Source organism: Serratia sp. CY40230 (genome assembly GCF_052168835.1).
GTDB lineage: Bacteria > Pseudomonadota > Gammaproteobacteria > Enterobacterales > Enterobacteriaceae > Serratia > Serratia nematodiphila.
This window is the reverse complement of sequence record NZ_JBJNLX010000001.1, coordinates 1,400,190-1,413,189: the sequence shown is the minus strand read 5'-3', so window position 1 is coordinate 1,413,189 and position 13,000 is coordinate 1,400,190. Positions and strand designations below refer to the sequence as shown.

The 13,000-nt window shown below is 60.7% G+C and carries 14 protein-coding genes; 12 read left to right on the top strand and 2 right to left on the bottom strand.

Annotation, left to right across the window (positions count from 1 at the left end):
* The first annotated feature begins 59 nt into the window (after positions 1-59).
* Together glyA and ACJ8IJ_RS06650 are read left to right on the top strand one after the other, a co-directional pair.
* Positions 60-1,313 (top strand): serine hydroxymethyltransferase, encoded by a 1,254-nt coding sequence (gene glyA, locus ACJ8IJ_RS06655; protein WP_004941389.1) that lies wholly within the window; start codon positions 60-62, stop codon positions 1,311-1,313.
* Positions 1,314-1,469: 156 nt separating this feature from the next.
* Entirely contained in the window at positions 1,470-2,615 is a 1,146-nt protein-coding gene (locus ACJ8IJ_RS06650; RefSeq protein WP_440484483.1) for a 3-phenylpropionate MFS transporter, read from the top strand.
* On the opposite strand, the gene csiE is transcribed toward ACJ8IJ_RS06650, so the two are convergent.
* Complete coding sequence (gene csiE / locus ACJ8IJ_RS06645; RefSeq protein WP_442518374.1) at positions 2,616-3,875, bottom strand: stationary phase inducible protein CsiE; 1,260 nt, start codon at positions 3,873-3,875, stop codon at positions 2,616-2,618.
* 182 nt (positions 3,876-4,057) lie between these two features.
* Here csiE and ACJ8IJ_RS06640 point away from each other — a divergent pair, with 182 nt between their 5' ends.
* Together ACJ8IJ_RS06640 and ACJ8IJ_RS06635 are read left to right on the top strand one after the other, a co-directional pair.
* Entirely contained in the window at positions 4,058-4,693 is a 636-nt protein-coding gene (locus tag ACJ8IJ_RS06640; protein ID WP_442518373.1) for a DUF1007 family protein, read from the top strand.
* Positions 4,684-5,706: a nickel/cobalt transporter gene (locus tag ACJ8IJ_RS06635; protein ID WP_442518372.1), complete on the top strand. Its 1,023-nt coding sequence runs from the start codon at positions 4,684-4,686 to the stop codon at positions 5,704-5,706. The genes ACJ8IJ_RS06640 and ACJ8IJ_RS06635 overlap by 10 nt, the downstream gene beginning before the upstream one ends.
* A 56-nt stretch (positions 5,707-5,762) precedes the next feature.
* On the opposite strand, the gene suhB is transcribed toward ACJ8IJ_RS06635, so the two are convergent.
* Positions 5,763-6,566 (bottom strand): inositol-1-monophosphatase, encoded by an 804-nt coding sequence (gene suhB / locus ACJ8IJ_RS06630; protein WP_004941400.1) that lies wholly within the window; start codon positions 6,564-6,566, stop codon positions 5,763-5,765.
* Positions 6,567-6,685: 119 nt separating this feature from the next.
* On the opposite strand from suhB, the gene trmJ reads away from it, so the two are divergent.
* From trmJ to fdx, 8 genes are all read left to right on the top strand, one after another.
* Positions 6,686-7,420 (top strand): tRNA (cytosine(32)/uridine(32)-2'-O)-methyltransferase TrmJ, encoded by a 735-nt coding sequence (gene trmJ / locus ACJ8IJ_RS06625; RefSeq protein ID WP_015378781.1) that lies wholly within the window; start codon positions 6,686-6,688, stop codon positions 7,418-7,420.
* 193 nt (positions 7,421-7,613) lie between these two features.
* Complete coding sequence (iscR, locus tag ACJ8IJ_RS06620) at positions 7,614-8,108, top strand: Fe-S cluster assembly transcriptional regulator IscR (protein ID WP_004941404.1); 495 nt, start codon at positions 7,614-7,616, stop codon at positions 8,106-8,108.
* A 54-nt stretch (positions 8,109-8,162) separates the two neighbouring features.
* Positions 8,163-9,377: a cysteine desulfurase gene (iscS, locus tag ACJ8IJ_RS06615; protein ID WP_015378780.1), complete on the top strand. Its 1,215-nt coding sequence runs from the start codon at positions 8,163-8,165 to the stop codon at positions 9,375-9,377.
* 24 nt (positions 9,378-9,401) lie between these two features.
* Positions 9,402-9,788, top strand: a complete 387-nt coding sequence (gene iscU, locus ACJ8IJ_RS06610) for a Fe-S cluster assembly scaffold IscU (protein ID WP_004941408.1) — start codon at positions 9,402-9,404, stop codon at positions 9,786-9,788.
* Positions 9,789-9,842: 54 nt separating this feature from the next.
* Positions 9,843-10,166, top strand: a complete 324-nt coding sequence (gene iscA / locus ACJ8IJ_RS06605; protein ID WP_004941410.1) for an iron-sulfur cluster assembly protein IscA — start codon at positions 9,843-9,845, stop codon at positions 10,164-10,166.
* Between the two features lie 62 nt (positions 10,167-10,228).
* Positions 10,229-10,750, top strand: a complete 522-nt coding sequence (gene hscB, locus ACJ8IJ_RS06600; RefSeq protein WP_004941412.1) for a co-chaperone HscB — start codon at positions 10,229-10,231, stop codon at positions 10,748-10,750.
* A 32-nt stretch (positions 10,751-10,782) separates the two neighbouring features.
* On the top strand, positions 10,783-12,633 hold the full coding sequence (gene hscA, locus ACJ8IJ_RS06595) for a Fe-S protein assembly chaperone HscA (protein ID WP_131165063.1): 1,851 nt from the start codon (positions 10,783-10,785) through the stop codon (positions 12,631-12,633).
* A gap of 2 nt (positions 12,634-12,635) precedes the next feature.
* Positions 12,636-12,971, top strand: coding sequence for an ISC system 2Fe-2S type ferredoxin (gene fdx / locus ACJ8IJ_RS06590; RefSeq protein WP_004941417.1), 336 nt, complete (start codon positions 12,636-12,638; stop codon positions 12,969-12,971).
* Positions 12,972-13,000 lie beyond the last annotated feature (29 nt).

Here is a 13,000-nt window from a genome sequence, read left to right as displayed (position 1 = left end):
CCAAACGGGTAGTTATTTGGTGATTTTTTAGTTAGCTGATTTAAGTCAGGAGATGCCGGATGTTAAAGCGTGAAATGAACATTGCCGATTACGATGCGGAACTGTGGCGTGCCATGGAGCAGGAAGTGGTGCGTCAGGAAGAGCACATCGAGCTGATCGCGTCTGAGAACTACACCAGCCCGCGCGTAATGCAGGCTCAGGGTTCCCAGCTGACCAACAAATACGCTGAAGGCTATCCGGGCAAGCGTTACTATGGCGGCTGCGAATACGTGGATATCGTTGAGCAGCTGGCTATCGACCGCGCCAAAGAATTGTTCGGCGCCGATTACGCCAACGTGCAGCCGCACTCCGGCTCCCAGGCTAACTTCGCCGTGTACACCGCGCTGCTGCAGCCGGGCGACACCATTCTGGGCATGAACCTGGCGCACGGCGGCCACCTGACCCACGGTTCCCCGGTTAACCTGTCCGGTAAACTGTATAACGTGGTGCCTTACGGCATCGACGACAAAGGTCAAATCGACTATGACGATCTGGCCAAACAGGCGCAAACCCACAAGCCGAAAATGATCATCGGCGGCTTCTCCGCCTACTCCGGCGTGGTTGACTGGGCCAAAATGCGCGAAATCGCCGACAGCATCGGCGCTTATCTGTTCGTCGACATGGCGCACGTGGCCGGCCTGATCGCCGCCGGCGTGTACCCGAACCCGGTACCGCACGCGCACATCGTCACCACCACCACCCACAAAACCCTGGCGGGCCCGCGCGGCGGCCTGATCCTGGCGAAGGGCGGCGACGAAGAGCTGTACAAGAAGCTGAACTCCGCCGTGTTCCCTGGCGGCCAGGGCGGCCCGCTGATGCACGTGATCGCCGGCAAGGCGGTGGCGCTGAAAGAAGCGATGGAGCCTGAGTTCAAGGTTTACCAGCAGCAAGTGGCGGTCAACGCCAAGGCGATGGTGGAAGTGTTCCTGCAGCGCGGCTATAAAGTGGTCTCCGGCGGCACCCATAACCACCTGTTCCTGCTGGATCTGGTCGACAAAAACCTGACCGGTAAAGAAGCTGACGCCGCCCTGGGCCGCGCTAACATCACCGTCAACAAAAACAGCGTGCCGAACGATCCGAAGAGCCCGTTCGTCACCTCCGGCGTGCGTATCGGCACCCCGGCCGTGACCCGTCGCGGCTTCAAAGAAGCCGACGTGCGCGAACTGGCCGGTTGGATCTGTGATGTGCTGGACAACATCAACGATGAAGCCACCATCGAACGCACCAAGAAGAAAGTGCTGGATATCTGCGCCCGCCTGCCGGTTTACGCCTAATCCCGCTTTTGCCTGACAAAACCCGCTGCGGCGGGTTTTTTTATGGCCGCTTGCGGCAAACTGTGAGCTGTCTGGCACTCTAACGCATTGAAGTGGAATGAAGATTGCGGGCCGGTGTGAGCTCTGTCAAAGTATTGCCCTCACACCGGAGGGATCATGGTTCTGCAATCCACGCGTTGGCTCGCGCTCAGTTATTTCACCTACTTCTTTTCCTACGGCATCTTCTTACCGTTCTGGGGCGTGTGGCTGAAAGGCGAGGGCATCGCGCCCGAAACCATCGGCATGTTGCTCGGCGCCGGTTTGGTGGCCCGCTTCCTCGGCAGTTTACTGATTGCTCCCCGCGTTAAAGATCCCTCTCATCTGGTCTCCGCCTTGCGCCTGCTGGCGCTGCTGACCCTGGCTTTCGCGGTTGGCTTCTGCTTCGGCAACGGCTGGGGCTGGCTGATGCTGGTGATAGCGGGGTTCAACCTGTTCTTCTCGCCGCTGGTGCCATTGACCGACGCGCTGGCCGCCACCTGGCAAAAGCAGATCCGCATGGACTACGGCCGGGTGCGGCTGTGGGGCTCGCTGGCGTTCGTCATCGGCTCGGCGCTGACCGGGCAGCTGGTGGCGGTGTGGGGCCATAACGCCATTCTTTACAGCCTGATCCTCAGCGTGCTGGCGATGCTGCTGGGCATGCTGCTGAAGCCGAGCGTCATGCCGCAGGGCGAAGCGCGCACGCACAGCGAAGCCGAGCGCTCGCTGTGGGCACTGCTGAAAGAGGGGCCGGTGTGGCGCTTCCTGCTGTGCGTCACGCTGCTGCAGGGGGCGCACGCCGGCTACTACAGCTTCGGCTCCATTTACTGGCAGGAGGCGGGCTATTCGGCCTCGACCATCGGTTATCTGTGGTCGCTGGGCGTGGTGGCGGAGGTGATTATTTTCGCCAGCAGCAACGTGCTGTTCCGCCGCTGGAATGCGCGCAACCTGCTGTTGCTCTCCGCCTGCTGCGGCGTGTTGCGCTGGAGCCTGATGGCCTACAGCACCGAGCTGGGTTGGCTGCTGCTGATCCAAATCCTGCACTGCGGCACCTTCACCGTCTGCCATCTGGCGGCGATGCGCTTTATCGCCGCGCGCCAGGGGCAAGAGGTGATCCGGCTGCAGGCGGTGTATTCGGCGTTGGCGATGGGCGGCGGTATCGCCGTCATGACGGTGATCGCCGGGTTCCTGTTCGAACATTGGCAGGGCGGAGTGTTCTGGGTGATGGCGGCGGTCGCGGCGCCGGCCTTGTTCATCCGGCCGCCGGCGGTCAGCGTCAGCCGTTGATTAAGGCGCTTCCAGCAGCGCGCGGATGGCCTGGCGCTGCCGGGTTTCCAGCGGCAGCTCGGTGTAGATCAGCGGCGGGTGCGGAGCGCTGTGCACCGCCGCGTAGGGGGTGATCACCAGCGTGACGCCCTGCGGCGCTCCGCCGCTCAGATAGTCGCTCAGCGGCAGATACTTGATGTTCAGCGGCAGCAGCGTGAGCTCGCGGATCTGATATTCCACTTCCTCTTCCAGCTGCGGATTGTCCAGCGTCAGCAGCAGCACCTGTTTTTCCTGCAGCGCGTTGTCCTGCATCAGCCAGGCGCCGAAGCTGATGGCCACCAGGCCCGCCTCCTCGTTGGAAAAATGCACGCCGTACTCCTGCTCCAGCGGTATCAGCGCTTCCTGTGTGGTGCGCATCAGCCGCGGGTATTTGCGCACCACGTCTTCCAGCAGCATATTGTCGATGCCGATGGCGAAACGGCAGCGCTCCAGCGCCGGCGCCAGGTGGGCGAACAGCTGGCTGACCAGCTCGGCCTTGCTGCTGAAGGCCATGCCTGAAAGTTGCTGGAAACGCTCGACCATGCTGCCGATCGCCGCCATCAATCTCTGCTCTTGCGCCGAGTCATTGCTGTGGTAGCTGTGATTTTTCAACAGGGTGAAGGTCAGCGCCAAAAAATCGCGCTCGTCCGCGTGCGGCGGCTGGTTAAACAGCCGGTTGCAGGCCTGATGCAGCCAGGCGGCGGCTTGCTGTTCCGGCTTTTGCCGCAGCCAGTCGCGCTGAACGGCGTCGAAACGCGGATGCTGCTGCAGGCGATTTTGCCTGGCGCAGTAGAGCAGATAATGCTGCAGGAATTGGCGGTCGCGCGCGTCGAAGTGGCGGTTGAGCAGCGGCTCGCAGGCATCTATCACTTGAGCCAGCTGCGACGCCGACCCGGCATCGGCCGCCAGCGCCAGCCGCGGGGCGAAGTCGCTTTCGACGAACTGCGGGCTGCAGCGCAGGGCCCGCCGCAGCCAATGGATCAGGCACAGGCGTTGGTCGAGCGCGCTGCCCCGCAGTTGGTAGCCATGGTCGGGATCGACGGCGATCTCCAGATGATGGAAACGCTGGATTTCACTGGCCACCTCGGCTATATCTTGCCGGGTTATCGGGGGGGCTACGCCATTGATTCGGCTTAAGGTCTCCAGCTGTAACTCGGGCTCCGGCGTGTACAGCATCAGCAGCAGATGACAGCGCCGTTGTTGTCCGGAGAGCTCGGGCACGGGAGAGGTGTCCAGGCTCATTATCACCTTCCGGCATAAAAGGTTGCGATTATGCCTAAGCATAGCAAAAGGCTTTGTAACGTCAGGATGACAGCGCGGCTTTTACTTCGGCTTACAACTTTCGTCACAAATATCGCCGGGAGCGGCGGACCGTTCGGCAGTTATTTGTGTTACGTTATAACAAATGCAGGTAAGGCAGGATAATGATGAAGTTACGTCGACTTTTGGCTGCCTTTGGCGCCGTGTTCAGCGCCGGTGCGATCGCTCATCCGCACAGCTTTATCGACATGAACACCACCTTCGTCGCCAAAGACCAGCGGCTGGTTGGCCTGAAAATGGTGTGGGTGATGGATGAAATTACCTCGGCGGATCTGCTCTACGATGCGAAAAACGCCAAGAGCGATTCGGAAGTGTGGAAAAAGCTGGCGGCGGAAGTGATGGCCAATGTGCTGGGGCAGCACTATTTCACCGATCTTTACCGCGACGGCAAACCGGTGAAATACCTGAACTTGCCCAGCGAATATCACCTGTCGCGCCAGGGCAACCAGGCGGTGCTGGAGTTCGTGCTGCCGTTGGCCGAGCCGCAGCCGTTGGCGGGTAAGCCGTTTCAACTTTCTACTTACGATCCGACTTATTTCGTGGATATGACCTATAAAGACCAAAATGCGCTGCATCTGCCGCCGGAGATGGCGCAGCTGTGCAGCTACAAGCTGATGACGCCGAAGCCGAATGCGTCGCTGCAGGCCTATGCGCTGTCGCTCGACAAGAACGACTCGCCCGGCGAAGACCTGGCGCTGGGGCAACAGTTTGCCCAGCGGGTGACGCTGCAATGTCGCTAAATTTCTCGCCGCCGACGACAAGCCGACACCATTGGGCCTTTGGCCTGTGGCCGCTGCTGCCGTTCACGCTGGCGCTGACGGCCGCCGCGCTGCTGGCGTGGCACTACTGGCCGCAGCTGCTGATGCAGAGCGTGGTATGGCAAAAAGCGCTGCATCAACAGATGGCGGGGCTGTTGCAGCAGGTGAAGGCCGCGCCGCAGCAGGCCGGGCTGGCGCTGATGCTGTTCAGCCTCGGTTATGGCGTTTTGCATGCGCTTGGGCCCGGCCACGGTAAAGTGGTGATCGCCACCTATCTGGCCACCCACCCGGCGCGGCTGAAAAGCAGCCTGAAGCTGACCTTCGCCGCTTCGCTGGTGCAGGGGCTGGTGGCGATCGCGCTGGTCACGTTGATGCTGGTGGTGTTGCAGCTCTCTTCGCGCCAGCTGCACCAAAGCAGCTTTTGGCTGGAGAAGGGCAGTTTTATTCTGGTGATGCTGCTTGGCGTGCTGCTGAGCTGGCGCGCGCTGAAACGTCTGTTTACGGCGATCAAGGCGATGCGCCCGGCGCCGGCGCTGCGCATCAACAGCCTGACGCCGCTGGCGGCGGATCATGTGCACAGCGCCGACTGCGGCTGCGGCCACCGGCATCTGCCGAGCGACAGCGAGCTGCAGGCGGGAAGCGACTGGCGCACTCAGGCCGCCATCGTGCTGGCGATGGGCATGCGTCCCTGTTCGGGGGCGATTTTGGTGCTGCTGTTTTCCAAGGTGATCGGCGTGTTTGGCTGGGGCGTGCTCTCCGCGCTGGCGATGGCGTTCGGCACATCGTTGACCATCTCCATGCTGGCGCTGCTGGTGCATTACAGCCGCCGGCTGGCGGTGCGCCTCAGCCGTTCGCGCGCGCCCGCCGCCTGGAGCGCGGTGGCCTGGGGTTCGCTGGCGCTGGCCGGTGGCCTGATCCTGCTGGCCGCCGGGCTGCTGTTGTACGTCAGCGCGCAGCCGGAATTCGGCGGCGGCATCCGCCCCTTCTCCCGCTAACGGGCATAAAAAAAGCGCTGCATCGGCAGCGCTTTTTTTCGATTCGCTTCTGGCGATTAACGCTTCAGCGCTTCGCTCAGTTCTTCACGCATGGTGGCCAGCATGGCTTTCACCACGCGCGGGTTGCCTGCGACCACGTTGCCGGAGCTGAAGTGGTTGTGGCCGCCGACGAAGTCGGTGACCAGGCCGCCGGCTTCACGCACCAGCAGTTCGCCTGCGGCGAAGTCCCACGGCTTCAGGCCGATTTCGAAGAAACCGTCTACGCGGCCGGCGGCGACATAGGCCAGATCCAGCGCAGCGGAACCGGTGCGGCGGAAGTCCGCGCACTGGGTGAACAGTTTGCCGACGATGTTGATGTAAGGCGTGGCGTGCTGTTTGACTTTGAACGGGAAGCCGGTCGCCAGGATGGTGCCATCCAGATCTTTGGCGTTGGTGCCGCGCAGACGGTAACCGTTGAGCTGTGCGCCCTGGCCGCGCGTGGCGGTGAACAGTTCGTTGCGCATCGGATCGTAAACCACGGCCACTTCAGTACGGCCTTTGATACGTACGGCGATGGAAACGGAGAAATGAGGGAAGCGTTTGATGAAGTTTGCAGTGCCATCCAGTGGATCGATCACCCATTGCACATCGCGATCTTCGCCGATCAGCTCACCGCGTTCTTCGCTCACGATGCTGTGTTGCGGATAAGACTTGCGGATGACGTCGATGATCAGATGCTCTGCATCGCGATCGACGTTGGTGACGAAGTCATTGGTCCCTTTCTGGCTCGCTTCTACAGCGTCCGGGGTTTCGTAGTTTTTGGCAATCAGGTTACCGGCCTTGCGCGCAGCGCGCACGGCGATAGTCAGCATCGGATGCATGGGTATCTTCCAACTAGGATGTTAAAGAACAGGAAACGGCGCGAAGTATAGCAGCTGTTCGGCAAATTGCCTACGGCTGTGTTAAGATGCTGCGATTTTCCGCCACGCTCAGAGTTTGTATGCTGCACAATATCCGCATTGTTCTGGTAGAGACTTCACATACCGGCAACATGGGCTCGACCGCCAGAGCCATGAAAACCATGGGTTTAACCAACCTTTATCTGGTTAATCCGCTGATCAAACCCGATTCTCAGGCCATCGCCCTGGCCGCCGGCGCCAGCGACGTGATCGGCAACGCCACTATCGTCGATACCCTCGATGACGCCATCGCCGGCTGCAGCCTGGTGGTGGGCACCAGCGCACGTTCTCGCACCCTGCCGTGGCCGATGCTGGAGCCGCGCGAATGCGGCGTGCGCGCGGTGCACGAGGGCGAGCACGCGCCGGTGGCGCTGGTGTTCGGCCGCGAACGCGTCGGGCTGACCAACGATGAATTGCAGAAGTGCCACTACCACGTCGCCATTCCGGCCAACCCGGACTACAGCTCGCTGAACCTGGCGATGGCAGTGCAGATCCTGGCGTACGAAGTGCGCGTGGCTTACCTCGATCGCCAACAGGCGGGCGCGCCGCAGCTGGAAGAGACACCGTATCCGCTGGTGGACGACCTCGAGCGTTTCTATCAGCATCTGGAGCAGACGCTGCAGCGCACCGGTTTCATTCGCCCGTCGCATCCGGGCCAGGTGATGAACCGTCTGCGTCGGCTGTTCACCCGCGCGCGCCCGGAAGGGCAGGAGCTGAATATCCTGCGCGGCATGCTGACGTCGATCGAGAAACAGGATAAACATCAAGGTAATTAATTGATGTGGCATCACGGTGGGCGACAATAGTATTAGTTATCCAAAGGTTATAACATGTATTTTATATACCTTTGTTCTTGCTAAGTTCAAAACGTGCTAATACTTGAGTTAATTACTGGGTTAAATAGTTGACTGTTTTACTCAGGAATGTCAGACTTTCGGCCATATTTGACCAACAGGTAACCATTGAGCTATGAGACTGACATCCAAAGGCCGTTATGCCGTAACCGCTATGCTCGACGTAGCGCTGCATTCTCAGGAAGGGCCGGTGCCACTGGCGGACATTTCCGAACGCCAGGGTATTTCGCTCTCTTATCTGGAACAATTATTCTCCCGTCTGCGCAAGAATGGCCTGGTGGCCAGCGTGCGCGGTCCGGGCGGTGGTTATCTGCTGGGTAAAGACGCGGGTGAGATCGCCGTTGGCGCTGTCATCACTGCTGTCGATGAATCGGTAGATGCAACCCGTTGCCAGGGCAAAGAAGGCTGTCAGGGCGGCGATCGCTGCTTGACCCACGCCCTGTGGCGCGATCTGAGCGAGCGCATCAGCGGGTTCCTGAACAACATTACGCTGGCAGAACTGGTCAACAACCAGGAAGTGCTGGTGGTGGCGGATCGTCAAAACAACGATACGCGCCGCACGGCCAACGGCCGTCCGCAAGAAACTATCAACGTTAATCTGCGCGCATAAGCAGCTGGCGAAATTATTTTAGTTTTTGGAAGTGATGTACGGAGCACAAGAGCAATGAAATTACCGATTTATCTGGATTACTCAGCAACGACGCCGGTTGACCCGCGCGTTGCTGAGAAGATGATGCAGTTTTTGACCCTGGACGGCACTTTCGGCAACCCGGCTTCCCGTTCCCACCGTTTCGGTTGGCAGGCGGAAGAGGCGGTAGATATCGCCCGTAACCAAATCGCCGAACTGGTGGGCGCTGATCCGCGCGAAATCGTCTTCACCTCCGGGGCGACCGAATCCGACAACCTGGCGATCAAAGGCGCTGCCAATTTCTACCAGAAAAAAGGCAAGCACATCATCACCAGCAAAACCGAACACAAAGCCGTGCTCGACACCTGCCGTCAGCTGGAGCGCGAAGGGTTTGAAGTGACCTACCTGGCGCCGCAGAGCAACGGCATCATCAGCCTGCAGGATCTCGAAGCGGCGATGCGCGATGACACCATTCTGGTCTCCATCATGCACGTCAACAACGAAATCGGCGTGGTGCAGGACATCGAAGCGATCGGCGAAATGTGCCGCGCGCGCGGTATCATCTACCACGTTGACGCTACCCAGAGCGTGGGCAAACTGCCTATCGATCTGAGCAAGCTGAAAGTCGACCTGATGTCGTTCTCCGGCCACAAAATCTATGGCCCGAAAGGCATCGGCGCGCTGTACGTGCGTCGCAAGCCGCGCATCCGCATCGAAGCGCAGGTACACGGCGGCGGTCACGAGCGCGGCATGCGTTCCGGCACCCTGCCTGTCCACCAGATCGTCGGCATGGGCGAAGCTTACCGCATCGCCAAAGAAGAGATGACCGAAGAGATGGCGCGTCTGCGCACCCTGCGCGATCGTCTGTGGAACGGCGTGAAAGATATGGAAGAAGTGTATCTGAACGGCGATCTGGAGCACGGCGCACCGAACATCCTGAACGTCAGCTTCAACTACGTTGAAGGCGAGTCGCTGATCATGGCGCTGAAAGACCTGGCCGTTTCTTCCGGTTCAGCCTGTACCTCCGCCAGCCTCGAGCCGTCCTACGTGCTGCGCGCGCTGGGCATGAGCGATGAATTGGCGCACAGCTCGATCCGTTTCTCCTTGGGGCGTTTCACCACGGAAGAAGAGATCGACTACACCATTCAACTGGTGCGTAAATCCATCGGCCGTCTGCGCGATCTGTCCCCGCTGTGGGAAATGTTCAAGCAGGGCGTGGACATCAACAGCATCGAATGGGCGCATCATTAATTCTCAGGTTTCAGGAGCAAGGTCATGGCTTACAGCGAAAAAGTAATCGATCATTATGAAAACCCGCGCAACGTGGGTTCTTTCGACAACGAAGATCCTACCGTCGGCAGCGGCATGGTAGGGGCGCCGGCTTGCGGCGACGTGATGAAGCTGCAAATCAAGGTTAACGATGAAGGCATCATCGAAGACGCGCGCTTTAAAACTTACGGCTGCGGTTCCGCCATCGCCTCCAGCTCGCTGGTGACCGAATGGATGAAAGGCAAGTCGCTCGATCAGGCTGAAGCGATCAAAAACACCCAGATCGCCGAAGAGCTGGAATTGCCGCCGGTCAAAATTCACTGCTCGATCCTGGCTGAAGACGCCATCAAAGCAGCGATTGCCGACTATAAGAGCAAGCATAGCGCCAAGTAATTTGTCTGAGTCGGCCCGGCCGCGCCGGGCTTTGATGTGAAGTGTGAGGTTGTGATGTCTATTACCATGAGCGACAGCGCTGCGCAGCGTGTTCAGGCGTTTTTGACGAACCGCGGCAAAGGTCTCGGCCTGCGTCTGGGAGTGCGAACTTCCGGCTGCTCCGGGATGGCGTACGTGCTGGAATTTGTTGACGAAGCCAACGATGACGACATCGTGTTTGAAGACAAAGGCATCAAGGTGATCATCGACGGCAAGAGCCTGGTCTACCTTGACGGCACCGAGCTTGATTTCGTTAAGGAAGGCCTGAACGAAGGCTTCAAGTTCAACAACCCGAACGTCTCAAGCGAGTGCGGCTGCGGCGAGAGTTTCAACGTCTGACAGTCCATCGTGCTCCCCCGTTTCGGCGGGGGAACTTCATCCGCTAACGCCCAGAGCACGCTATGGATTACTTTACTTTATTCGGGCTGCCAGTTCGCTACACCGTGGACGGCAGCCTGCTTGCGTCCCGCTTCCAGGATCTGCAGCGCCAATTCCACCCCGATCGTTTCGCCAACCAGCCGGAGCGCGAACGCCTGATGGCGTTGCAGCAGGCGGCGACCATCAACGAAGCCTACCAGGCGCTGAAGCACCCGTTAAAACGCGCGGAGTATATGCTATCTTTGCACGGCTTCGATCTGGGCAACGAACAGCATACGATGCGCGACACCGCGTTCCTGATGGAACAGCTGGAACTGCGCGAAGAGCTCGACGCCATTGAGCGCAAGCCGGAGGCGGAAAGCCTGCTGGCCGATTTCGGCGCGCGGCTGGCCGTCTCCATCAAACAGCGCAGCGCGCTGATGCTGCAGCAGTTGGACAGTGAGCAGTGGGCGGACGCCGCCGACACCGTGCGCAAGCTGCGCTTTTTGGACAAACTCCAGCAACAGGTTGAACAACTCGAAGAAAAACTGCTGGGTTTTGAGTAACACCTTCTGATTCTGATTGTGGAAGCTTCAACATGGCCTTATTACAAATTAGTGAGCCTGGCCTCAGCGCCGCGCCGCACCAGCGACGCTTGGCCGCCGGCATCGACTTAGGCACCACCAACTCGTTGGTCGCCACGGTGCGCAGCGGGCAGGCGGAAACGCTGGCCGACGAACAGGGGCGCCATTTGCTGCCTTCGGTGGTGCATTATCAGGCGGACGCGCAGCGCGTCGGCTGGGAGGCGCGCCAACAGGCGGCGCAGGATCCGGCCAATACCGTCAGCTCCATCAAACGCATGATGGGCCGCTCGTTGGCGGACGTGCAGCAGCGTTACCCGAACCTGCCGTATCAATTTCAGGCCAGCGACAACGGCCTGCCGCTGATCGTCACCGCCGCCGGCCCGGTTAATCCGGTCGGCGTCTCCGCCGATATCCTGCGGGCCCTGTCCGCGCGCGCGCAAGCGGCGCTGGAAGGCGAGCTGGACGGCGTGGTGATCACCGTTCCCGCTTACTTCGACGACGCGCAGCGCCAGGGCACCAAAGACGCAGCGCGTCTGGCCGGCTTGCACGTTCTGCGCCTGTTGAACGAACCGACCGCGGCGGCGATCGCCTATGGGCTGGATTCCGGCCAGGAAGGGGTGATCGCGGTTTACGATCTGGGCGGCGGCACCTTTGATATCTCCATTCTGCGCCTCAGCCGCGGCGTGTTCGAAGTGCTGGCCACCGGCGGCGATTCCGCGCTGGGCGGCGACGACTTCGATCATCTGTTGGCCGACTGGCTGCGTGAGCAGGCCGGCGTGGCCGATCGCAGCGATCACGGTGTGCAGCGCCAACTGCTGGATGCCGCCATCGCCGCCAAAATCGCGTTGAGCGATGCCGACAGCGTGCGCGTCGAGGTGGCCGGCTGGCAGGGCGAGGTGTCTCGCGCCCAGTTTGAAGCGCTGATCGCCCCGTTGGTGAAACGCACGCTGATGGCCTGCCGCCGGGCGCTGAAAGACGCCGGCGTCGCCGCCGACGAGGTGCTGGAAGTGGTGATGGTCGGCGGTTCCACCCGCGTGCCGTTGGTGCGTGAGCAGGTGGGCGCCTTCTTCGGTCGCACGCCGCTGACGTCGATCGATCCGGATAAAGTGGTCGCCATCGGCGCCGCGATCCAGGCCGACATCCTGGTGGGCAACAAGCCGGACAGCGATATGCTGCTGCTGGACGTGATCCCGCTGTCGCTGGGCCTAGAAACCATGGGCGGCCTGGTGGAGAAAGTGATCCCGCGCAACACCACTATCCCGGTGGCGCGCGCGCAGGAGTTCACCACCTTTAAAGACGGCCAGAGCGCGATGATGATCCACGTGCTGCAGGGCGAGCGCGAGCTGGTGCAGGATTGCCGTTCGCTGGCGCGCTTTACGCTGCGCGGCCTGCCGCCGCTGCCTGCCGGGGGCGCGCACATTCGCGTCACCTTCCAAGTGGATGCCGACGGCCTGCTGAGCGTCACCGCGATGGAGAAATCCACCGGCGTTGAAGCGTCGATCCAGGTCAAGCCGTCGTACGGCCTGTCGGACAGCGAAATCGCCGGCATGATCAAAGACTCGATGGCCAACGCGCAAAGCGACGTGGGCGCGCGCAAGCTGGCGGAGCAACGCGTGGAAGCTGCGCGGGTGCTGGAAAGCCTGCAGGGCGCGCTGGCCACCGACGCCGCGCTGCTGAGCGAGGCGGAAAGCCAGGCGATCGCCGCCGCGACCCAGGCGTTGCAGCAGGCGGCGCAGGGTGAAGATCCCGCCGCTATCGAAGACGCCATCAAAACATTAGATGCACAAACGCAAGATTTTGCCGCGCGCCGCATGGACGCTTCCATTCGCCGCGCGCTGGCTGGCCATTCTGTGGATGAGGTTTAACCATGCCTAAAATTGTTTTCCTGCCCCATCAAGATCTTTGCCCGGAAGGGGCGGTTCTGGAAGCCGAAAAAGGGGAGTCGATCCTCAACGTTGCGCTGCGCAACGGCATTGAAATCGAGCACGCCTGCGAGAAATCCTGTGCCTGCACCACCTGCCACTGCATCGTGCGTGAAGGCTTCGATTCGCTGGAAGAGAGCAGCGAGCTGGAAGACGACATGCTGGACAAAGCGTGGGGGCTGGAGCCGGAAAGCCGTCTGAGCTGCCAGGCGCTGGTCGCCGACGAAGATCTGGTGGTCGAAATGCCGCGCTACACCGTCAACCACGCGCGTGAGCATTAATTGTTAGCCGCAGCGTCAACCCGGAGATC

What these genes read in the sequence shown, in the direction of transcription:
- trmJ (WP_015378781.1), top strand. Translation starts at nt 6,686, where the DNA reads ATGCTGCACAATATCCGCATTGTTCTGGTAGAGACTTCACATACCGGC.
- glyA (WP_004941389.1), top strand. Translation starts at nt 60, where the DNA reads ATGTTAAAGCGTGAAATGAACATTGCCGATTACGATGCGGAACTGTGG.
- fdx (WP_004941417.1), top strand. Translation starts at nt 12,636, where the DNA reads ATGCCTAAAATTGTTTTCCTGCCCCATCAAGATCTTTGCCCGGAAGGG.
- ACJ8IJ_RS06640 (WP_442518373.1), top strand. Translation starts at nt 4,058, where the DNA reads ATGATGAAGTTACGTCGACTTTTGGCTGCCTTTGGCGCCGTGTTCAGC.
- iscU (WP_004941408.1), top strand. Translation starts at nt 9,402, where the DNA reads ATGGCTTACAGCGAAAAAGTAATCGATCATTATGAAAACCCGCGCAAC.
- ACJ8IJ_RS06650 (WP_440484483.1), top strand. Translation starts at nt 1,470, where the DNA reads ATGGTTCTGCAATCCACGCGTTGGCTCGCGCTCAGTTATTTCACCTAC.
- hscA (WP_131165063.1), top strand. Translation starts at nt 10,783, where the DNA reads ATGGCCTTATTACAAATTAGTGAGCCTGGCCTCAGCGCCGCGCCGCAC.
- suhB (WP_004941400.1), bottom strand. Translation starts at nt 6,566, where the DNA reads ATGCATCCGATGCTGACTATCGCCGTGCGCGCTGCGCGCAAGGCCGGT.
- csiE (WP_442518374.1), bottom strand. Translation starts at nt 3,875, where the DNA reads ATGAGCCTGGACACCTCTCCCGTGCCCGAGCTCTCCGGACAACAACGG.
- iscS (WP_015378780.1), top strand. Translation starts at nt 8,163, where the DNA reads ATGAAATTACCGATTTATCTGGATTACTCAGCAACGACGCCGGTTGAC.
- iscR (WP_004941404.1), top strand. Translation starts at nt 7,614, where the DNA reads ATGAGACTGACATCCAAAGGCCGTTATGCCGTAACCGCTATGCTCGAC.
- hscB (WP_004941412.1), top strand. Translation starts at nt 10,229, where the DNA reads ATGGATTACTTTACTTTATTCGGGCTGCCAGTTCGCTACACCGTGGAC.
- iscA (WP_004941410.1), top strand. Translation starts at nt 9,843, where the DNA reads ATGTCTATTACCATGAGCGACAGCGCTGCGCAGCGTGTTCAGGCGTTT.
- ACJ8IJ_RS06635 (WP_442518372.1), top strand. Translation starts at nt 4,684, where the DNA reads ATGTCGCTAAATTTCTCGCCGCCGACGACAAGCCGACACCATTGGGCC.